At 62.9% G+C, this 17,847-nt stretch carries 23 protein-coding genes and 1 tRNA gene; 10 read left to right on the top strand and 14 right to left on the bottom strand.

Features of this window, described 5'->3' with window-relative positions:
• Positions 1 to 29 precede the first annotated feature (29 nt).
• The 5 genes from ACFC2Y_RS11150 to ACFC2Y_RS11130 all read right to left on the bottom strand — a co-directional run bounded on the left by ACFC2Y_RS11150 (position 30) and on the right by ACFC2Y_RS11130 (position 3,481).
• Positions 30 to 584 carry a GNAT family N-acetyltransferase gene (locus ACFC2Y_RS11150; protein ID WP_375172997.1) on the bottom strand — a complete coding sequence of 185 codons (555 nt, stop codon included), beginning with the start codon at positions 582 to 584 and terminating at the stop codon, positions 30 to 32.
• Between the two features lie 90 nt (positions 585 to 674).
• Complete coding sequence (gene rpmA, locus ACFC2Y_RS11145; protein ID WP_375172998.1) at positions 675 to 944, bottom strand: 50S ribosomal protein L27; 270 nt, start codon at positions 942 to 944, stop codon at positions 675 to 677.
• Between the two features lie 14 nt (positions 945 to 958).
• A complete protein-coding gene (locus tag ACFC2Y_RS11140) occupies positions 959 to 1,591 on the bottom strand; it encodes a 50S ribosomal protein L21 (protein ID WP_375172999.1) in 633 nt (210 codons plus the stop codon).
• Between the two features lie 214 nt (positions 1,592 to 1,805).
• Positions 1,806 to 2,648 (bottom strand): DUF2059 domain-containing protein, encoded by an 843-nt coding sequence (locus ACFC2Y_RS11135; protein ID WP_375173000.1) that lies wholly within the window; start codon positions 2,646 to 2,648, stop codon positions 1,806 to 1,808.
• Positions 2,645 to 3,481 (bottom strand): DUF2059 domain-containing protein, encoded by an 837-nt coding sequence (locus ACFC2Y_RS11130; protein WP_375173001.1) that lies wholly within the window; start codon positions 3,479 to 3,481, stop codon positions 2,645 to 2,647. Before ACFC2Y_RS11130 ends, ACFC2Y_RS11135 begins: the two co-directional genes overlap by 4 nt.
• Positions 3,482 to 3,615: 134 nt before the next feature.
• Here ACFC2Y_RS11130 and ACFC2Y_RS11125 point away from each other — a divergent pair.
• Both ACFC2Y_RS11125 and ACFC2Y_RS11120 read left to right on the top strand, forming a co-directional pair.
• Positions 3,616 to 3,705, top strand: a tRNA-Ser gene (locus tag ACFC2Y_RS11125).
• Between the two features lie 167 nt (positions 3,706 to 3,872).
• Entirely contained in the window at positions 3,873 to 4,139 is a 267-nt protein-coding gene (locus ACFC2Y_RS11120) for a hypothetical protein (protein ID WP_375173002.1), read from the top strand.
• Here the strand turns inward: ACFC2Y_RS11120 and ACFC2Y_RS11115 are convergent.
• Both ACFC2Y_RS11115 and ACFC2Y_RS11110 read right to left on the bottom strand, forming a co-directional pair.
• A complete protein-coding gene (locus ACFC2Y_RS11115) occupies positions 4,127 to 5,035 on the bottom strand; it encodes a ComEC/Rec2 family competence protein (protein ID WP_375173003.1) in 909 nt (302 codons plus the stop codon). The two genes, ACFC2Y_RS11120 and ACFC2Y_RS11115, sit on opposite strands and share 13 nt — an antisense overlap.
• Positions 5,026 to 5,721 carry a hypothetical protein gene (locus tag ACFC2Y_RS11110; protein WP_375173004.1) on the bottom strand — a complete coding sequence of 232 codons (696 nt, stop codon included), beginning with the start codon at positions 5,719 to 5,721 and terminating at the stop codon, positions 5,026 to 5,028. The genes ACFC2Y_RS11115 and ACFC2Y_RS11110 overlap by 10 nt, the downstream gene beginning before the upstream one ends.
• Positions 5,722 to 6,000: 279 nt before the next feature.
• Between ACFC2Y_RS11110 and ACFC2Y_RS11105 the strand changes: the two genes are divergently transcribed.
• The 8 genes from ACFC2Y_RS11105 (at position 6,001) to ACFC2Y_RS11070 (ending at position 12,793) form a co-directional block, all read left to right on the top strand.
• Positions 6,001 to 6,450, top strand: a complete 450-nt coding sequence (locus tag ACFC2Y_RS11105; RefSeq protein WP_370272964.1) for a hypothetical protein — start codon at positions 6,001 to 6,003, stop codon at positions 6,448 to 6,450.
• A 112-nt stretch (positions 6,451 to 6,562) separates the two neighbouring features.
• Entirely contained in the window at positions 6,563 to 7,879 is a 1,317-nt protein-coding gene (locus ACFC2Y_RS11100) for a hypothetical protein (RefSeq protein WP_353337882.1), read from the top strand.
• A gap of 223 nt (positions 7,880 to 8,102) precedes the next feature.
• Positions 8,103 to 8,426 (top strand): hypothetical protein, encoded by a 324-nt coding sequence (locus ACFC2Y_RS11095; protein ID WP_043752666.1) that lies wholly within the window; start codon positions 8,103 to 8,105, stop codon positions 8,424 to 8,426.
• Between the two features lie 102 nt (positions 8,427 to 8,528).
• Positions 8,529 to 8,924, top strand: a complete 396-nt coding sequence (locus tag ACFC2Y_RS11090) for a hypothetical protein (protein ID WP_353337881.1) — start codon at positions 8,529 to 8,531, stop codon at positions 8,922 to 8,924.
• Positions 8,925 to 9,199: 275 nt separating this feature from the next.
• On the top strand, positions 9,200 to 10,612 hold the full coding sequence (locus ACFC2Y_RS11085) for a TolC family protein (protein ID WP_375173005.1): 1,413 nt from the start codon (positions 9,200 to 9,202) through the stop codon (positions 10,610 to 10,612).
• The gene (locus ACFC2Y_RS11080; RefSeq protein ID WP_353337879.1) at positions 10,609 to 11,961 is read left to right on the top strand and encodes a copper oxidase; all 1,353 of its coding nucleotides are present in this window, start codon (positions 10,609 to 10,611) and stop codon (positions 11,959 to 11,961) included. The genes ACFC2Y_RS11085 and ACFC2Y_RS11080 overlap by 4 nt, the downstream gene beginning before the upstream one ends.
• 60 nt (positions 11,962 to 12,021) lie before the next feature.
• The gene (locus ACFC2Y_RS11075) at positions 12,022 to 12,342 is read left to right on the top strand and encodes a copper-binding protein (RefSeq protein WP_353337878.1); all 321 of its coding nucleotides are present in this window, start codon (positions 12,022 to 12,024) and stop codon (positions 12,340 to 12,342) included.
• 148 nt (positions 12,343 to 12,490) lie between these two features.
• The gene (locus ACFC2Y_RS11070; RefSeq protein ID WP_375173006.1) at positions 12,491 to 12,793 is read left to right on the top strand and encodes an SHOCT domain-containing protein; all 303 of its coding nucleotides are present in this window, start codon (positions 12,491 to 12,493) and stop codon (positions 12,791 to 12,793) included.
• Between the two features lie 21 nt (positions 12,794 to 12,814).
• Here ACFC2Y_RS11070 and ACFC2Y_RS11065 read toward each other — a convergent pair whose 3' ends face one another.
• From ACFC2Y_RS11065 to ACFC2Y_RS11035, 7 genes are all read right to left on the bottom strand, one after another.
• Complete coding sequence (locus ACFC2Y_RS11065; protein WP_353337876.1) at positions 12,815 to 13,243, bottom strand: c-type cytochrome; 429 nt, start codon at positions 13,241 to 13,243, stop codon at positions 12,815 to 12,817.
• Positions 13,240 to 13,674: a cytochrome c gene (locus ACFC2Y_RS11060; RefSeq protein ID WP_353337875.1), complete on the bottom strand. Its 435-nt coding sequence runs from the start codon at positions 13,672 to 13,674 to the stop codon at positions 13,240 to 13,242. Before ACFC2Y_RS11060 ends, ACFC2Y_RS11065 begins: the two co-directional genes overlap by 4 nt.
• A 24-nt stretch (positions 13,675 to 13,698) precedes the next feature.
• Positions 13,699 to 15,090, bottom strand: a complete 1,392-nt coding sequence (locus tag ACFC2Y_RS11055) for a multicopper oxidase family protein (RefSeq protein WP_375173007.1) — start codon at positions 15,088 to 15,090, stop codon at positions 13,699 to 13,701.
• A gap of 1 nt (position 15,091) precedes the next feature.
• Entirely contained in the window at positions 15,092 to 15,520 is a 429-nt protein-coding gene (locus ACFC2Y_RS11050; protein ID WP_353337874.1) for a cytochrome c, read from the bottom strand.
• An 85-nt stretch (positions 15,521 to 15,605) separates the two neighbouring features.
• On the bottom strand, positions 15,606 to 15,938 hold the full coding sequence (locus ACFC2Y_RS11045) for a hypothetical protein (protein ID WP_043752642.1): 333 nt from the start codon (positions 15,936 to 15,938) through the stop codon (positions 15,606 to 15,608).
• 78 nt (positions 15,939 to 16,016) lie between these two features.
• Positions 16,017 to 16,778, bottom strand: coding sequence for a MauE/DoxX family redox-associated membrane protein (locus tag ACFC2Y_RS11040; protein ID WP_375173008.1), 762 nt, complete (start codon positions 16,776 to 16,778; stop codon positions 16,017 to 16,019).
• A 10-nt stretch (positions 16,779 to 16,788) separates the two neighbouring features.
• The gene (locus ACFC2Y_RS11035; RefSeq protein ID WP_353337872.1) at positions 16,789 to 17,613 is read right to left on the bottom strand and encodes a DUF6692 family protein; all 825 of its coding nucleotides are present in this window, start codon (positions 17,611 to 17,613) and stop codon (positions 16,789 to 16,791) included.
• Positions 17,614 to 17,847: the final 234 nt, after the last annotated feature.

Here is a 17,847-nt window from a genome sequence, read left to right as displayed (position 1 = left end):
AGGTCGCTTAGCTTAGCTGCGCCTGCGGCTCAATTCAGTTTTCGGACATAGGTCCAGGTGGCCACCTTGGCATTGCGGGCGACCGAGAAGCTTTCGGCGTCGCCCACATAGGCGAAACCGGCGTTGGTCAGGACACGGGCCGAGGCCGGGTTGTCCTGAAAGACCGAGGCAAAGATAGCGGCGTTGCCTAGGGGGTTGGCCGCAATAAGCGCCTGAACGGCCGCGGAGGCAAGGCCGGTGTTCCACCAGGCCGGGGCGACCCAATAGCCGATTTCGGACTGCGACCCGCCTGCGGTGGCGCCCGGTTCCATCGGCGCCAGGCTGATGACGCCCTGCAGTTCCGGCCCGCCGACGGAGGAGGCATCCATGGCCCAGATCATCTCGGTATCCGGGCTGGTCATGGCGCGGGTCACGAAATCCTCGGTCATGCCGGGTGGCAGCGGATGCGGGATCCGGGTGGTCATGCGCGCGACCCGCTCGTCCGAGCCGTAAAGCTCGATCAGGCCCGCGTCTGACCGGCGCAGGGGGCGCAGCACAAGGCCCTCACCCGCGATTTCCGGTATCAACGTCAATGCGTCTTCCATCGTTTCCTCCCCAGGACCATGTCCCCCCAAACGGCAAAGGGACCGGCGATTTGCCGATCCCCCTGATGTCTCATCAACCTGAAGGTCGGCTTACTCTGCGGCCTCCGCCGCTGGCAGGACCGAAATAAAGGTGCGGCCCTTGAGGCCCTTGTGAAACTTCACGTTGCCTTCGACGGTTGCAAAGATGGTGTGGTCCTTGCCCAGACCCACGCCTTCGCCCGGCCACCACTTGGTGCCGCGCTGACGGCACAGGATGTTTCCGGGGATGACGGCTTCGCCACCGTATTTCTTGATGCCAAGGCGGCGACCGGCTGAGTCGCGACCGTTGCGGGAAGAACCGCCAGCTTTTTTATGTGCCATATCGTTCTCTCCTATTAGCCTTTGGACAGCTCTTTGGCCTGCTCGATCCACTCGGGCTTGACTTTGACGGCGTCAAAGCTGTCCGCGTCGATGGCAGCAAGCTGGGCAAAGGTGGTGATGCCAGCTTCGTTGAGCTTTTTCAGTGCGGCGGGGCCGACACCGTTGATTTCGGTCAGATCGTCAGCCGCGGCGGCCTTGGGCGCTTCGGCCTTCGGGGCCTCTGCCTTGGCTTCGGCCTTCTTCGGGGCGGCTTTCTTCTCTGCCTTGGGGGCAGCGGCCGTCACGGTGACGGAGCCTGCGCCGATAGCCGCCTTCACGCCCGACTTGCCCGCGCCCTTGGCGAGGATCTCGGTCACGCGCAGCAGGGTCAGCTGCTGGCGGTGGCCACGGGTCCGCTGCGACGAGTGCTTGCGGCGGCGCTTGACGTAGTTGATGACCTTGTCGCCCTTCACGGTGTCGACGACCTCGGCCTGAACGGCCGCGTCATCAACCAGGGGCGCACCGACGACGAGATCGTCACCGCCGAGCATCAGAACTTCGTTGAACTGAACTTTTTCGCCAGCATCCGCTGCCAGCTTTTCCACGCGGAGCATATCGCCGGATTTGACGCGATACTGCTTGCCACCGGTCTTGAGGACCGCAAACATGGGCATTTTCCTTTTCTACCGCGTCCTCTGGTCCCTGCAACACAGGCGTTTCCGGGTTTCCCCACCTTCGAACGGCGCGCCCTTCCAGGGGCGAATTGAACATCACCCGACCGGGCCGATTGCCCGTCAGGTTGCGGGCGAATACGGTGGATCGGGGGTCAAGTCAAGGGTCTTGGACCATTCCTGGGTGCCGAAACAGGCCGGTCCGGCGGGCTCAGAGGTCCTGCGCCCCCAACTGTCGGGCCACAGCAAGACCAAGTGCATGATATTGCACGTCATACATGGCGCCGAAGCCGGCGAAAAGCGCCCGGTTCAGCCGCCGCCCCTCGGGACGCTCGGAAAAGGCGACATAGGCCTCCAGTTCCGCATCGTCCAGCGGCTGATAGGCCATCGTGAGATAGGCGCGCAGCCATTCCTCGGTGTCGGTCCGCGTCTCCTCGGCGTTGCCATAGACGCGGTCGAGGATCTGCGCCTCTGTCATCTCGAACAGTTCCGATGTCGCCAGCCCGCTGAGAAAGGCGAAATTCGTGTTGAGCGCCCCCTGGATGTTGAAGCTGACAAGGTCGTTTACCGCGATGAAGGCGTCGATCAGCGCGGCCCGCTCCGGCGGGATCTGACCGGAGGAGACACGCTCCCGCGCCGCCGCCTCGGTATCGGGGTCGAGGAAGGCGCGGCGGGCGGACAACTCCAGCGCGATGATCCGATGGCCGAGCGGGCTGTCGAAGAAGGCGATGACCGGAGCGGGGTCGGTTGCCTGGAAATCCGCGGCAAAGCCCTCGGTCATCAGACGGGTCATCGCGGCGGGGTCGAAGATCTCCTCCACCGACCGCCTCCAGCCATCACCGCGCCGGGCCGGAAGGTATTCATCGGCAACGCCCTGGGCCATCTCCAGCCCCTCTTCGCGCAGGAGGTCGAGCGTGGCGGGCATGTCGATCACCTGCCAGATGCGTTCCACCGATGCGGCGGGCGTTTGGGTGCCGTCAGCCCGGACCGGCGCGGCGATCAGGCCGACGCAGGCGACGAGAAGGGCCAGCCCGACCGTGCGAAGGCGTGTCACAATTCCTGACCCGGATTCAGTTCGGCAAGGCGGGAGGCGACCTCTTCATAGCGATCGGCCATGATTTCGAACTGCACCGCATTCATCAATTCGTAGACCTCCTGCATCAGCGGCGCTTCGAGCGCCTCGGCATAGGCCTCGATCTCGTCATTGGTGAAGTCCTGATAGGTCGCCGCTGACGAGGCCAGCCCGGCGATGCGCATCGCCTCCATCGTCTCCTCGGCATTTTCCGCCTGGGCGGCGCGCAGCCCCTGCTCGTCCACGCGCAGGCGGATCACCCCGGCCTGCTGCGCGGCCATCAGGAAGCGCACCTCCAGTTCATTGGCCGCCCGCAGCCCCTGCTCTTCGGAGCCGATGGCATCGAGCATGCGTTCCAGCAACTCCAGCCGCTCGGGTTCATTCTCCTGCATCTCGGCCAGAAGCCGCCCGCCCTCGTCGCGCTTGTCATCGCGGTCGCGCATGTGACTGCTGTTCTCGGCCTCCACCAGCCGCTGACCAAGGTCGGAGGCGTAGAATTCCGCGCCATGGGCCAGGGCTTCGTCGCTCAGCGCCTGCTCCAGGATATTGACGGCGTCGGACTGCATCTCCTGCACGTCAAAGACATCGCGGCTCATCAAGGTCCAGGACGCGCCGAAATCCTGCGCATCGAGGTCCAGCATGCGCGGCGCATCTTCGGCGGAAAGCTTGATGCTTTCGAGGGCGACATCGAACCCCGTCACCTTGAGAAAGGCCTGCACCTTGCTGCGATCCGCCGCGGCGGCAGGCAGGGCGAGAAGAGCCAGGGACAGGATCAGCCCGAAGAGGGCACGGACAGAGAAAGCGGGACGCGTCACGATCAACACCTCCGGTTGGTTTTGCGTGGTGTAACGGCTTGTCCATTAGGTAGGTCATTTCCGTCCACACGCAATGCAAAAGGCCCCTTGCGTGGCATCACAAAGGCCGTTAGACGGACCTCCCAGACCCCCGCGGAGAGGTGCCGGAGTGGTCGAACGGGGCGGTCTCGAAAACCGTTGACCCTTCACGGGGTCCCAGGGTTCGAATCCCTGTCTCTCCGCCACTTTCACCCCTACGGGTGATGGCAACATCCTGAAAAGCAAAGACTTTAAGGGCAAGCCCCTTCCTCGGGGCGAACTTTTGCTCCACATTTTGCTACACATTTTCCGTAGAGAAAATGGCAGCGTCGGTTCGGAGGCGTCGTTCGCAACGCGGTGATGAGGGTTCGGCTTGCCCGACGGCCGTGACGCCCGGGCCAAGACTGGCAGGTTGGAGATCCCTACCGGCTCCAAGACCGGCAATGCCGCCTGGCTCAAGATCCTGCCGGAACAGATCACTGCCGAAAGCGAGGCGCTGAAGTCCCTTGGCGAGGCCGACGCCGAAACCATCGCCCGCACCTTCCGCCGCGGCTGCGCCGGTTCGGTCGAGTCGCTGCTGGAGACGCTGGCGGGGCTTGGGATGGCCGAAATGACTGACGCAGGCCGCTATGCTACCTGACTGTCTTTCGACAATGCATTGCGACCGAAGGTGCCGAGGATTTCGCCGAGCGTGAGTTCATTCTGAACCTTCTCGGGCGTGACGAGGTAGTTGCCCCACGCTCCTACTGCGATAGAGATAGTCCCATCACGCCGGGTGGTAAGGACATGTCGCTTGTCGCGAATACCGTATGCGTTTTCGGTTCCGAGAACCGGGATCCCCTTTACCCTGTCACGATACCACTGCGTAGATTTTTCCTGCGTGCCATATTGGATGGCGTCGTCCGATATCACCGCAATATCCGGGCGCATGATCTGAAATAACTCGGCGCATCTCCCGTTTTCACGCCCGTGATGAGAAGTCACGAACACCTGGGTGCCTACCAGAAGCCGCTGGAACTCCTGATTTCTCAGCATCATCTGCCACCCTGCCGTTTCAAGGTCGCCACCGAAAAGGATCGTGAAGTTTCCCCACCTGAAGAAGGTCGCCAGGCTCAGGTCGTTCGTTTCCGTGAAGTGCGTCCCAAATCGGCAGTAGAAATGAACGACTTGAACTTCGCCGGTGTCAGGCCACCGCCCGATCAGACCCGGACCGAAGTCCCTCAGGACATTGTGCGCGGTCGACACACCCGTCCGCATCCCATCGGGCTTCATCGAGGCGAGAGCGCTTGCGGTTACTGTCGGGTTACTGAATACGCTGCGGACAGTTACCGTCCGTAGTAACTCGGAGAGGTCCTCGACATGATCCTCATCGAGGTTCTGGATCACCAGCAAGTCGATCGCGGTGCCGGCATAATGCACTGAGGGCGACCATCCGGGACGCTTGGCCCGCCCGCAGTCGATCATGTATCTCGCACCATTCGGGCATTCTACCAACGCGCAGAAGCCATGATCGACATCATGGATGGTTATGTGCATGACAAGACCTCACTACTGGCAGGGCGACTGATGGATGGCGCCGCCGTTACTGCGGCAAGGACATTCTGCACGAAACGGACCCCGTAGTTTCGCGTGATCACCGATGCAGCGATAGCGACCAGGGCCAGTCCGGCCGCGTAAATGGCCGCGCCGTTGCTCCGAGGGGCGAGAATGAACGCAGCCATGCTAAGTGGTATCAGTGCGAGCCAGCAGATCACTGCGATATCGCGCGCCGCAAGATAAGACTTGTGGGCGTTGCAGACACCTGGGTCGTCTCCGACCGCTTTACTCATGCGGTAGAAGAGCCGGTTCTGTTCAACTGGATCCGCAGGAAGCGGTCCGTATTCGCTCCGGAGCGCCTCCAGATCTACTCGGTAATCTTCAGCTGCGATTTTCGAGAATGCCCATGAACCCGGGAGCGGAGCCTTGAACCGCATATGTGCGATGCGATCCCGCCAACGCGCAGACAGCAATCCGAGCACGAACAGCCGAGTTATCTCCATCACGACGGCCGTCCCTGCCGCAACGCCGACAGGCTCAAGGAGATGCTGAAGGGTCGTGGGAAGCTGCATGTCAAAAAAACTTACGCCTCCTACGCAACCGGCGAAGGCGAAAGCGTGCGCCGCGATCACAGCCTGGACGGGGAACTTCACTTCATCCTTGAGGTCGCGCCCTTTGCTCGACATTGGCCCGAAACCACTAAATCTGCCCGACGACCACCTGAGCCGCACCATATCTTGCGAATAACTTACCATAGGTCAGCATCAGCTCCAAGAAGTAAGTTCTGCATCCGTTCTCAGGTCAAGCGGCACACGCATCTTGGTCCCCAGCAAGCTCATGAGCATGTGAGATTCTTAGCTTCCGACCATCTCAAAGGCGCTGGATCAGAAACGTGTTGTGGCGAAGTCGGCAACAACAATCGTAACCAAGTCCTGAACTCCTTTCGCTGTTTACAGGAGTTCCTCATGCAGACCCCAGCCTATTCCCACGATGAAGTTTTCGCCGCCGTAATGGCCTTAATGGCCGCTGGCGAAACCCCGACGCGTGCAAATCTGTTCAACAAGCTCGGGCGTCGCGGCCAGTCGTTGACAGCCTGGAAAACCTATCAGGAGATGATTGCCGCGGGGCTGTTGGATCTCCCTCGACAGGTCATGGAAGAAGATAGCTCACCTGAGCTGGCCAAGGCCGAGCAGGCGCATAAGGATGCACTGCGCACCCTGACCGAGGTCGTAAGAGCCCAGACGGCGAAGCCCTATCAGGTTCGGCTTCAAGCGATGGAGAAGTCGTTGATCGAGCATACCACGACCGTCGCGGACCTGGAGGCCGTCATCGGCGTGCTGGAGCAACACATTGAGCAGCTCGAAGCAGATCTTACACGCCTTCGCAAAGGCAACGGCCAGCGCTTGATCCTTTGAGAGCAACTGGAAGCGACGACGGGCAAGGCCTTGGGGCATGCGGTAATGAACTGCCCCTTTACCGCCGTGCGGCCCATTTGGATGAACCCGTCGCGCGAACCAGTTTCCTGCAATGGAACACCTCGACACACTCACACTCGTTGACGCGACGCCGGTCGCGTCTGGCATGGCTACCTCGGACTATGTGCGCCTGCTGCACCCCGAAGCTTCGATCGGCAAGGTAAACTTTCTAATCGCGGACCGGAAAGACCGGGCCGAGAGCAAGATCTCAGAGATCGCGGCCGCGCCTTTCTATGCGACCTGCGCAACAGAGCGAACGGCCTTTGTCTCCTTGAACCGTTTTCACGGCCATCGGGAAGATATGCGCCTTGCCGCACTGAACGCGATGTTCGTCGATCTCGACGCCGATCTCGCTCCAACTGGCCTTGTGGCGGACCCGGCCGCATGGCGCGCCAAGGTCAGGGAGATATGCGAGACTGCGGGGTTGCCAATGCCTTCGCTGCTGAACGCGACCGGGCGCGGCCTCGCCGCTATCTGGCTCATACGACCGTTGCCACCCCATGTGCGGGCACGATGGCGCGCGGCAATCCATGGCCTTATCACCCTGTTCAGGAGTGCCGGCGCCGATAAGTCGTGTTCGGATACCGCACGCGTTTTCCGCCTCCCTGGCAGCATCAATCCGAAGTCCGGCCGTGTCGTCCGCGTTGTCGGCGGAACGCTCCTGCGCTACGATTACGACGCCCTGGAGGACGCCATTTACACGACCCTTGGCCGGCCTACGCGGTGCCAGCTTCAGAAACGCAAGCTGCGGCATATGAAGACGGGAAAGCGTCGGTCAACAGACTCAGGGCTTACCCCCGCGGCGCGGTTCCAGCAGGTCCTGAATGACCTCGACAAGCTTTGCGTCCTCTGGGGAGGCCAAGTCCCAGAAGGCCGCCGCAACATCTTCCTGCATCTCTACGCGACCTGCCTGACACACCTCCGCGAGCCACGCGATATTGCGACGGCGATCGCAAGGATGGCCGCCGTCGCGACGCCCGGCCTTCCCGCGACAGAAGTCCGCAGCATTGTCCGGAACGCGGAGGACCGTGCGGCGCGGCCTCGGACGGTATGTCCGCTGGATGACGGCAGGTATCATTACTCCGGCGCTCAGGTCGCTCATCTTCTCGATATCACAGATGAGGAGGCGCGCGCACTGAAGCTCCAGCAGGTGTATTCGCCCAAAGAACGGCGTCGCAGGAAGGCCGAACGGGAACGAGAGCGCCGCGCCGCCGCCGGCGCCGTGTCACGGGCGGAATATCTCGATGCAAATACCATCTCGAGAGAGATGCCATGGACAGCGCAAGGCATGTCTCGTGCAACCTGGTATCGGAAGGGAAAACCAACGATTTCTGCGGATTTCACGACTCTGGCGGCATTTTTTCAGTGAGACAGGTCCGTGCCCGCTACAGGGGGCGAAGCCTTGCCGAAGGCTGGGGGACCGACATAGCCGAAATAAGGCCCTTTTCCCGTTCCCCCCCAACCGCGCCAAACCCGCCCACGGACCCAGATTTGACGATCTTTCCATTGATGCGTGCAGTTTCCCGGGAAATCGCTTCGTCGATGCCGCTTCGGGCCAATGTTGGGTTTCGCCCCCGTGTAAGGAACGCCGCATGGATACCCCAGACAGACAAACGCTGCTCGGTTTCGTCGAGGCAGCCATGAGAGCAGACAATCCGGACCTGCCATCTCTCCGGCTTGCCGCACAGGCCCACTATCGGCCAGGCTCAGGATTTGCATTTATCGAGGTCTACGGCGTTGACGATCAACGCGACCGGCGCCGCTGCATTCGGGCCGAAGCAAATCGCTTGCTCGGATTGTTGGGATGCAAGGTGGATCTTGAGGTCGGATACGATGTGTTCACTGTGTATCCCACTCGCCCCGAGACGGCGCACCAGCGTCTCAGAGCTCTCAAAGTTGTGCGTAAGGCTCAATAAATCGGCGGGTCCGACCACAGCGGCGGGTTTGCACCTTTGCCCAGGCTGGTGAAGCGCTTGTGACTTGCCACGACACTCTTGCTACGGAATGATGCGAATACGATGAAGAGATTCCTGTTCGCACTTTTCCTGGCCCTGACCGGGCTGATGATGGTGGCCGCTCCGGTCGCCGTCATGGCCATGTCCGGCTCCATGCTTTGCGAACAGCAGGCGAGCGTCAACATGCAGCATGCCGCGCAACAGACTTCGGCTGCTTCGATGGAACATTCCTACCATGGCGCGGACCACGGCATGCATCAGGTGGTTCAGACTTCGGATGAGGCCTCGACGGATTCGGCGCCGATCTGCTGCGATCATGCTTGCGTGGCTGAGCTGACGGTGATGCCCGCAATGCTGGGCAGTGGCCAGATCGCGTCGAGTGCGCCGCATGACCTGTCGTCGTCCGACCTGACCGAACTGACGGAGCCGAACGGGCTGCGTAGACCTCCAAAAGTGTGATCGAGCTGTCGTAGGGCGCTGTCCAGCGCCCGCCTTGCTGATCCCTTCTGGAGACCAATCATGAAGATTCTTTTGGCGGCCGCCGTGCCGCTTGCGCTCGCGGGCTGTTCACAGACGTTCGAGCCCCCTCTCGCCGCGCCCCTCACTCGGGCCGCCGATCCAATGACCGCACGCGCGGCCCCAGCCGGCCCCGCCGTCGCGCATAACTCACGCTCCATCGAAGCACCGGGCGACTGGCGCCAACTGAATAATGCGCAAGCGCCGGGAGGGTCGTCATGAACAGAACACTCAAGTTAGGCGTGGCGCTTGTGCCGCTGGCCCTCGCGGCCTGTGCGGATGCGGGGCTGGTTGGTCAGGCCTCGGCCCCAGGTGCAGGGTTCTCGCTGGTGTCGAGCGGGACGAAACAGGCCACCGGCGCGTCGGGCGTCTGGGCGCAGTCGGCTGCTGAGGTGGCCGCGAACGAGGCTCGCGCCCGCACGCTTGTGCACCGGAAGACCATCGGACCCGACACCGCCGTGCAAGTGGCGCTGATGAACAATCGGGGTCTTCAGGCGGCCTATGCCGATCTGGGGCTCTCGGCGGCGGACCTCTGGGAGGTTGCCATGGGTCCGGTGCCCTCCTTCGGCGTAACCATCTCAGGGATAGGCGAGGTCGGGCTGGCCCGGCCGCTGGAAGCTGTGGTGACGGGCGCGATCCTCGACGCGGCGACCGTGAAGCCCCGCCGCGCGATTGCACAGACGAAGTTCCAGCAGGCGCAGTTTGCCGCCCTTGGGGCGACGATCGCGTTGGCTACAGAGACGCGTCAGGCTTGGATCGACGCGGTCGCGGCCTTCGAGGCCGCCGCGCTGGTCGGGCGGGCGCAGGGAACGGCGGATGCGGCGTCGGAGCTGGCTGCCGAACTGGGGCGCACAGGGGCGATGAACCGGGCCGATCAGGCGCGGGAACATGTGTTTACCGCCGAACTTGCCGCCGAACGCGCGGATGCCCGGCTGGAGGCGCAGTTGGCGAAGGAGAAGCTGACCCGGCTCATGGGGCTCTGGGGTGCGGATATCGACTTCTATGTGCCGGATCGGCTGCCGGGACTGCCCGGTCGCAGGCCCGGCCGGTCGGATGTCGAGAAGCTGGCGCTGGAGCACCGCACCGATCTCGCCATCGGGAAGCTGGAGCTGGAGGCCATCGCCCAGGAATACCGGCTGGAGGGTCAGACGCGGATGCTCTCGGATATCGAGATCACCGCAGGCGCAGAGGTCGAGCGGTCCGACACGCCCACGGGACGGGAGACGGAGACCTCGCGCGTGCTGGAAGCGAGCTTCGAAATCCCGCTCTACGACACCGGCAAGCTGACCAGCCGCCGGGGAGAGCTGGCCTACATGCGCGCGGCGAACGAACTGGCGCAGGCGGCGGTGAATGCAAGGTCCGAGGCCCGGTCGGCCCATGCCGCCGTTACCGGCAAATACAACATTGCCCGGCACTGGCGTGATGAGGTTCTGCCGCTGCGCCGGACCATCGATGCGGAGGCGCTGAAGTCCTACAACGGCATGCTGACCTCAACCTTCGAACTAATCACCGACGCCCGCGAGGGCCTCGAAGCCGAACTCAGCTATGCCGAGGCGAAGGCCGATTACTGGCACGCCGAAGCAGCCATGACCGCCGCCATCTGGGGTGGCGCGACAGGAGGTGCAGAATGAACCGCAGACAACTTCTTGCTGGTGGGGCCGGCCTTGCCATGGCCTCTGCCGCGCAGGCTCAGACCCGGTTCCGGGACCTGCCCGAAGCGGCGAGCTATGACAGCCCCAACACGCAGGTGCCCCCGCGCCCGTCCAACGGCCCGGACTACAACCCTGTCGTGACGCTAAACGGCTGGTCGCTGCCCTGGCGCATGAACGGCAATGTGAAGGAGTTCCATCTGGTTGCCGAGCCGGTAGAACGGATCATGGCCAATGGCATGATGGCGCGGCTCTGGGGCTACAACGGTCAGTCCACCGGCCCGACCATCGAAGCAGTGGAGGGCGAGCGGGTGCGCATCTACGTCACCAACCGCCTGCCCGAGCACACTTCGGTCCACTGGCACGGGCTGATCCTGCCCTCGGGCATGGACGGTGTCGGCGGGTTGTCGCACCCGGCGATCCCGCCCGGCAAGACCTTCGTCTACGAGTTCGACCTGACCAAGTCCGGGACGTTCATGTATCACCCGCACGCTGACGAGATGGTCCAGATGGCAATGGGGATGATGGGTCTTTTCATCGTGCATCCGCGCGATCCGGCCTTCATGCCGGTCGACCGGGACTTCGCATTCCTGCTGGCCGCCTACGACATCGATCCGGGCACCTACATCCCGCGCGTGGCCGAGATGACCAACTTCAACATGTGGACCTGGAACAGCCGGATCTTCCCGGACATTGATCCGCTGGTCGTGAACAAAGGCGACCGGGTGCGGGTGCGCTGCGGCAACCTGACCATGACGAACCACCCGATCCACATGCACGGCTACGATTTCGAGGTCACCTGCACCGACGGCGGCTGGGTGCCCGAGAGCGCCCGATGGCCCGAGGTCAGCATCGACATCCCCGTGGGCGCCATGCGCGCCTACGAGTTCGATGCCATCCACGAAGGCGACTGGGCGATCCATTGCCACAAAAGCCATCACACGATGAACGCCATGGGCCACGACCTTCCGACCTTCATCGGGGCCGACAAACGCAAGCTCACCGGCATGATCCGGCGCGAAACGCGCGGCTACATGCCCATGGGCACCGCCGGAATGGCCGACATGGGTGAAATGTCGATGGAGATTCCCGAGAACACCGTGCCGATGATGACCGGCTGGGGCCCCTATGGCCCGCTGGAGATGGGCGGCATGTTCAGCGTCGTGAAGGTGCGTGACGGTATTGCGCCCGGCGATTATTCGGACCCCGGCTGGTATGAAAACCCGCCGGGCACCGAAGCCTGGGAATGGACCGGCGAGCTTCCCGAGGAGGCACGCAACACCAGCCCCGAAACCATCATCTCTCCCCGCGACCATGTGCGTCGCGGCTGATTTCCCCCGGCGCCCGGCCTGTCCGGGCGCATCCCCTCTCGTCTTGAAAGGACAAAAGAAATGAAAACTATGATCACGCTGGCCGTGACACTCTTTACCGCGACTGCGGCCATCGCGTCGGGCGACCACGCCGGATCTCATGATGCCGCCCATGGCACCATGGAGATGAGCATGGGCAAGATCACCAAGATCGACACCCAGTGGAACCGCCTGACCATCGACCACGGCCCTCTGGCCAACCTCGGCATGGAGGGGATGACGATGACCTTCGAAGTCGCCGACCCGGCGATGATGGAAGGCCTCAGCGAGGGCCAGGAGATCGAGTTCGTCGCCGACCGTGTAAAGGGCAAGCTGACGGTCACTGAGATCGAGACCGAATAATCCATCCGGTCAGTTTCGTGGTGGGGCGTTCCGGGACACCGGGGCGCCCCTTCCTGTGTCACGACCTCGTGTGGTTGCGATGGATCAAGGAAAATCGCTTCAATCTGCCAGACGATGAAGGCGCGATATCTCACCCCAGGAGGAAACCATGAAACGTCTCGCGATTCCCCTCGCACTGCTCGCGCAACCAGCTTTTGCAGACCCGGAGGGCTATGATCACATGATGAACTGGGGCTATGGCTACGGTCCCGGCATGATGTTCGGACCGGTCCTCTGGCTGATCGTCCTTGGCCTGATCGTGGCCGCGGTCATCTGGTTCGTCCGCCGCATAGATGGTCACGCCCCGGGCGGCAAGTCCCCCGTTGCGCTGGCAGAACTCGACATGAGGTTCGCCCGTGGCGAGATCGACGCCGATGACTACGCCGCCCGGAAGGAACTGCTCGCCGGCTGACCGGCGCCTACAGTCAGGCTGTCAGTTGGCGGCGTGCGTCCGCTGGCTCTGCGCCTCCTGCGCCCGCTCGGGCCAGGTCGACCGGATAAAGGCGAGGATATCCAGCACCTCGTCTGCGGACAGCGTGTCCTCGAAGGCGGGCATCCCGCTATTGAACCCGGTCACGCCCCGGGCCTCCAGCGCGGCCCGCCCCCCCTTGAGCGTGTATTCAAGGAGGAGCGGCGTATCGTGGTGCCATGTATGGCCGGTCACATCGTGCGGAGGCGCGGGCAGGATGCCGTCCTCTCCGGGCGTGCGCCAATCGGGCTGGCCTTCCAGCTTGGTGCCATGACAGGAGGCGCAGCTCTCAGCATAGAGAGCGGCACCGGCTTCGATGTCGCGATCCGATAGGCTGTGATCGGCCTGCGCCACCGTGGCAACGCAGGCAAACAGAACCGTGGCCAGCCTCATTTTGCGCGGAAGTCCCCGTGGCAGGCACCACAGGTCTTCCCGATCTGCTGCATCGCCGGTCCAAGGTCCGCCGAGGTCTGGATGGTTCCGACCAACCCGCCCGAGACATCTGCAAGTTCCGTTGCATGTGCCGTGAATCTGTCGAAGTCGTCCCAGATGACCGGAAGGGCCTCGGACTTCGGATCAAGCGCCTTCTTTTCGAAGAGCGACAGGATATAGCCCGCCTCCTCCGAGATCTTGGCCAAAGCCGCGTCGATGGCTTCCGCGTCGAATGCGGTCGCCCCCTTGGCCATGCTGCCGATGACCTTCATCTGCTTGGCCAGTTCCGACATGCCCATCATGCGGTTCATGACATCCGGATCCTTCACGCCGCTGTGGGCGAAGGCCGCGGTGCCGGTAGCGATCAGGGCGATGGCGATGTATTTATTCATGATATTTCCTTCCTGTTGAGGGGATTAGCTTACATTGATCCAGGCGGTCATGCCTGACGCGGCATGGCCGAGCATGTGACAGTGAAACAGCCACTTGCCGGGATTGTCGGCGACAAAGGCGATCTCCAGCGGCTCGTCCGGATAGCTGAGGATCGTGTCGCGCATCGGGCCGAGCGTGCCGTCGTCGGCCACCTGCCGGAAATGCATCCCGTGCAGGTGCATTGCATGGGCAAAGGCGGTGTCGTTGGTCAGCTTCATCCGCACCGTCTCGCCCCGGACAAGGCTGGCGAAAGGCGTGTCGGTTATGCGGACCTGTCCGGATAGAGCCCAGAACTGGCCTTGCCCCGCCATCTCGCGAAACCCCATGGAGCGGCCGTTCATCATGGCGCCGGACATCCGGCCCATGGCCCCTCCCTGTATGGCCATGTCGAGCCGACGCGCGCTGTCGATCCCCGGCACAGCCATATTGGGGTTCGGCGGCAGGGCGGCGGGCCCGTCTCGCTGGGTGGCAGACGCCTTTCCCGCGACCGGGAACCGCGCCTGCGGTCGCCACTGGTCGTCATCGTCGAACCTGACGAGAGCCGCGGTCTCACCGTCCTCCGCCGTCACATCTACAATCAGGTCGATGCGCTGAGCGGGGGCGAGGATCAGCTCGGCCTCCACAGGCTCCGGTGCGGGCAGAGGCATGCCGTCCAGCGCGACGGTCCAGCCGTCGAGGCCCGCCAGCCGGAGCACGAAGATCCTTGCATTGGAGGCGTTGATCAAGCGCAGACGGAGGCGCTCGTTGGCCCTCACTTCGCGCGCGAAGTCAAAGGTCCCGTTGGTGCCCAGCAGGTTGCCGAGACGACCGCCGTGGCTGAGGCTCATCGGATGGCGGAACGGCTCCATGAACTGCGCGTCCTCGGGGTTGAGCAGCCAGTCGTCGAGGACCAGCACTTCGTCCCGGTCGACATCTGGCGCATCCGTCTCCTCTACAATCAGTGCACCGGAAAGGCCACGGGCCACTTGTTCGAAGGAGTTCGTATGCGCGTGATACCAGTAGGTCCCGGCGTCCGGCACGGCGAAGTCGTAATCGAACGCTCCGCCCGGCGGGGCGGCTTCCTGCGTCAGGCCGGCCACACCGTCCATCGCATTGTCGATACGGATGCCGTGCCAGTGGATAGAGGTCGGCACCGGCAACTCGTTCACCAGTCGGCGGGTCACACGCCCGCCCTGAAAGACGCGCAGGAGCGGGCCGGGCAAGGTGCCGTCATATGTCCAGACCGCGGTGGGAGCGTATTTCGGCGGCGCGATCTGGGCTTTGGCAACGCGGGCGGTCAGCGTCTGTGGTCCCGTTGCCCGAACAGGGAGCGCGGCAAGGCCCGCCGTTCCTGCCATCGCGCCACAGAAGGCGCGTCGTGTCATACGAAGGGTCATGTTACTCGATCCCGTTGGCGCGCTGAAGTTCGCGGACATAGGCAACGATATTGCCAACATCGGCCTTGGTCAGCCCAGACTGGGCGGGCATGTCGCCGAAGGGCCAGTGATGGGCCCGAACTCCGTTCTGCACCGCCATCACGAAAGCCATGTCGGCGTGATGGTTCGGCTCGTAAATCTTGTGGACCAGCGGCGGGCCAAAACCCATCTTGCCGGTTGCGTCGGCCCCGTGGCAGGCGGCGCAGGTCGCGTCGAAGGCCCGCTGCCCCATCATGGCATCGGCGGACAGAGTGTCGGGCACCTTGATCGAGACGAGCGGTTCGCCTTCGGCGGGCGGCACGCTTGGCTCAGGGGCAGTGGGCCGGGTGAGGAAGTAGGCTCCGCCAGCAATGGCGACGACGGCCAGAGCGGCGGGAAAAATCTTGTTCATGGGTGATGATCCCGAAGGGTCCGGCCAGGCAGACCAGACAACTCAATGAACTGCGAGCAGTGTCGCAGGCGCGGCTTCAAAACCGTCAGGATCGTGGAGGTGGCAGGTCGCGGGAGAGAGTAATGGATCGCGCGTCGATCGTGTCGTTCGGGCGGATGGTGCGGGTCACCACCGGATCAATCGTAAACGACAGAGAGACCGGCAGTGCATGAACTGCCGGACCACAGCCCGCCGCGTGGTGACAGTCGACGCCCGAGGTGTGCCCGCCCATGGCGTCCATGCCCGAGCAGTCGGCGCATTCGCTATCCATGGTCCCGGCACCCATCTCGACATGCGGCATGTCATGCGCTTGTGCCGCCCCGGGCACAAACGCCCAGGCGGTGACGATCAGCGCGATGATGACGAGGATATGCCGCACGGGACCTCCGGATAAGTGACCGAACTATGACGCGATGCGTGTTGCAAGGTCAACTGCGGCGGGCAATCACACTTCCGTTCATCCGGTAAAAGCCCGCACGCCCATCCAGATCCCCATGAGCATCATCATCAGGTTCTCGGTCAACGAGATGAACCCGAGCGGCACATTGGAATCCCCGCCGACGCAGGCACACTTCAGTTCGCGCTTGTCGATGTAGACCGCCTTGAACACGCTCACCGCACCGATCGTCCCGATAAACAGCGCCACCGGGGCCGAGATCCACGGCAGGATCCCCGCCGTCATCAGGACGCCGGCCAGCGCCTCGCCATAGGGATAGACCTTGCCGTAAGGCACCCATCTTTTCGCCAGCAGGTCGTAGTTTAGGAACATGGTCGAGAACTGTTCGACATCCTGCAACTTCTGGATCGCCAGAGCCGACATCGACAGCGAGATGAACCAGACAAAGCTCTGCCATGTCAGAACGGTGCCATACTGATGCCAGGCCAGACCGAGCGCCAACAGCGCGCAGACCGAGAAGATCGCGATTACAGGCCGGTAACTGGTGTCACTCTGCTCCTCCTTCGGCGGGACGATCCCGAGAAAGATGCGCAACTCGTCGTGGCCGCCGATCCGTTCGCCGTCGATGAAGGTCTGCGGAGTCGTCTTCACATCATGCTCGCGCATGAACGCGTCGGTTTCTTCCCGAGTTTTTAGGTGGTGGTCCTCCACATCATAGCCGTGCGTTTCGAGGAGATGCTTGGACTTCAGGCCATAGGGGCAGGTGTGCTGCGGCATGACCATGCGGTAGAGGGCGGCCGTCTTTTTGGTGTCCTTGGACATGTCGATCTCCTCAGTTCGCGCAGGTGAACTGGCCGCGGAACCCGGCGGTGTAGTCGGGCCCGGCTGTAACGATCAGGTCTTGCAGGTCGCCGTTTTCCGTCTGGTTGACCTTTGCAGTCAGCGGGTCGGCCTCAAAGCCGTCGCCGTCGGCCTCAAGCCGAACAAGGTCGCCGCTGATCCGGATCAACGCGCCCTCGTCGCCCGTCACCAGCACCGGCGGACTGGTCTCTGTATAAGTGAAGCGGCAGGCGACACCGTCGGGGAAGACCTTTGCGATATCAGCTTCGGTCAGGAACTCAGGGTCGACGGTCTTGACGACCTCGGACGACAGCGCCTCGGCAGCGTCCGTAAGCTCCGGCGCCGCGGCGGCGGGTCCCGGCTGCGCCTCACCATTAGCGGCGATGTCGGCGATCAGGTAGCGCATCTCCGCGACCTCCTTGTCCTGCGCGTAGACGATGCTGTCCGCCAGTTCGCGCACCCGGGGATCGGTCAGATTAGCGCGGGAGGAGGTCATGATCGCGATGGAATGGTGCGGGATCATCGCACTCATGTAAGAACGGTCTTGCACAGTCACCTGGCTACGCACCAGCCAGAGCGCCCCGGCGAAAACGACCACGGAGCCGGCGAAGATCAAGATGTTCGCGGTCCGGTTTTTATACATGCCAAGCATGAAAGCCAGCATCACGAAGGCCATAACGGCCCCCATGACCAGTGCCATGTAGGCCCGCGTTTCCGACCAGAAGATATGGCTGACGAGGTAGGTGTTCAGATACATCAGACCGAGCATCAGCAGGGTCGAAGTCGCGATCATGAGGAAAAAGCGGGCGTAGGCCATGGGGGTTCTCCTGTGGGTGTGTCAGGAGATCAACTACCTTCCAGTGGCTGGATGTTCCCGAAAAAGTCATGAAACCCGAGCGAGGCCTGACGAGATCACCGGGTCCCACCAGTTAGCCGCCGCGCAGGCGGTAGAGGAGAAAAAGGTGTTTCCGTCTGAATCGGCGCCAACCTATCTCCTTGTCAGGGACCCGGCGTGAGCCGCCGCATAGGCGGCTGAGAAACAACGCTCTTG

Source organism: Pseudooceanicola sp., assembly GCF_041987405.1.
Taxonomy (GTDB): Bacteria; Pseudomonadota; Alphaproteobacteria; order Rhodobacterales; family Rhodobacteraceae; genus Pseudooceanicola.
Note: the sequence above shows the minus strand (reverse complement) of the source record. Positions and strands in the feature narration are given on the sequence as shown.

Coding starts and splice junctions, on each gene's coding strand:
- ACFC2Y_RS11070 (WP_375173006.1), top strand. CDS start 12,491: ATGAAACGTCTCGCGATTCCCCTCGCACTGCTCGCGCAACCAGCTTTT.
- rpmA (WP_375172998.1), bottom strand. CDS start 944: ATGGCACATAAAAAAGCTGGCGGTTCTTCCCGCAACGGTCGCGACTCA.
- ACFC2Y_RS11080 (WP_353337879.1), top strand. CDS start 10,609: ATGAACCGCAGACAACTTCTTGCTGGTGGGGCCGGCCTTGCCATGGCC.
- ACFC2Y_RS11105 (WP_370272964.1), top strand. CDS start 6,001: ATGCAGACCCCAGCCTATTCCCACGATGAAGTTTTCGCCGCCGTAATG.
- ACFC2Y_RS11065 (WP_353337876.1), bottom strand. CDS start 13,243: ATGAGGCTGGCCACGGTTCTGTTTGCCTGCGTTGCCACGGTGGCGCAG.
- ACFC2Y_RS11110 (WP_375173004.1), bottom strand. CDS start 5,721: ATGTCGAGCAAAGGGCGCGACCTCAAGGATGAAGTGAAGTTCCCCGTC.
- ACFC2Y_RS11035 (WP_353337872.1), bottom strand. CDS start 17,613: ATGGCCTACGCCCGCTTTTTCCTCATGATCGCGACTTCGACCCTGCTG.
- ACFC2Y_RS11050 (WP_353337874.1), bottom strand. CDS start 15,520: ATGAACAAGATTTTTCCCGCCGCTCTGGCCGTCGTCGCCATTGCTGGC.
- ACFC2Y_RS11055 (WP_375173007.1), bottom strand. CDS start 15,090: ATGACCCTTCGTATGACACGACGCGCCTTCTGTGGCGCGATGGCAGGA.
- ACFC2Y_RS11085 (WP_375173005.1), top strand. CDS start 9,200: ATGAACAGAACACTCAAGTTAGGCGTGGCGCTTGTGCCGCTGGCCCTC.
- ACFC2Y_RS11150 (WP_375172997.1), bottom strand. CDS start 584: ATGGAAGACGCATTGACGTTGATACCGGAAATCGCGGGTGAGGGCCTT.
- ACFC2Y_RS11140 (WP_375172999.1), bottom strand. CDS start 1,591: ATGTTTGCGGTCCTCAAGACCGGTGGCAAGCAGTATCGCGTCAAATCC.
- ACFC2Y_RS11090 (WP_353337881.1), top strand. CDS start 8,529: ATGAAGAGATTCCTGTTCGCACTTTTCCTGGCCCTGACCGGGCTGATG.
- ACFC2Y_RS11060 (WP_353337875.1), bottom strand. CDS start 13,674: ATGAATAAATACATCGCCATCGCCCTGATCGCTACCGGCACCGCGGCC.
- ACFC2Y_RS11075 (WP_353337878.1), top strand. CDS start 12,022: ATGAAAACTATGATCACGCTGGCCGTGACACTCTTTACCGCGACTGCG.
- ACFC2Y_RS11115 (WP_375173003.1), bottom strand. CDS start 5,035: ATGCACATAACCATCCATGATGTCGATCATGGCTTCTGCGCGTTGGTA.
- ACFC2Y_RS11095 (WP_043752666.1), top strand. CDS start 8,103: ATGGATACCCCAGACAGACAAACGCTGCTCGGTTTCGTCGAGGCAGCC.
- ACFC2Y_RS11100 (WP_353337882.1), top strand. CDS start 6,563: ATGGAACACCTCGACACACTCACACTCGTTGACGCGACGCCGGTCGCG.
- ACFC2Y_RS11040 (WP_375173008.1), bottom strand. CDS start 16,778: ATGTCCAAGGACACCAAAAAGACGGCCGCCCTCTACCGCATGGTCATG.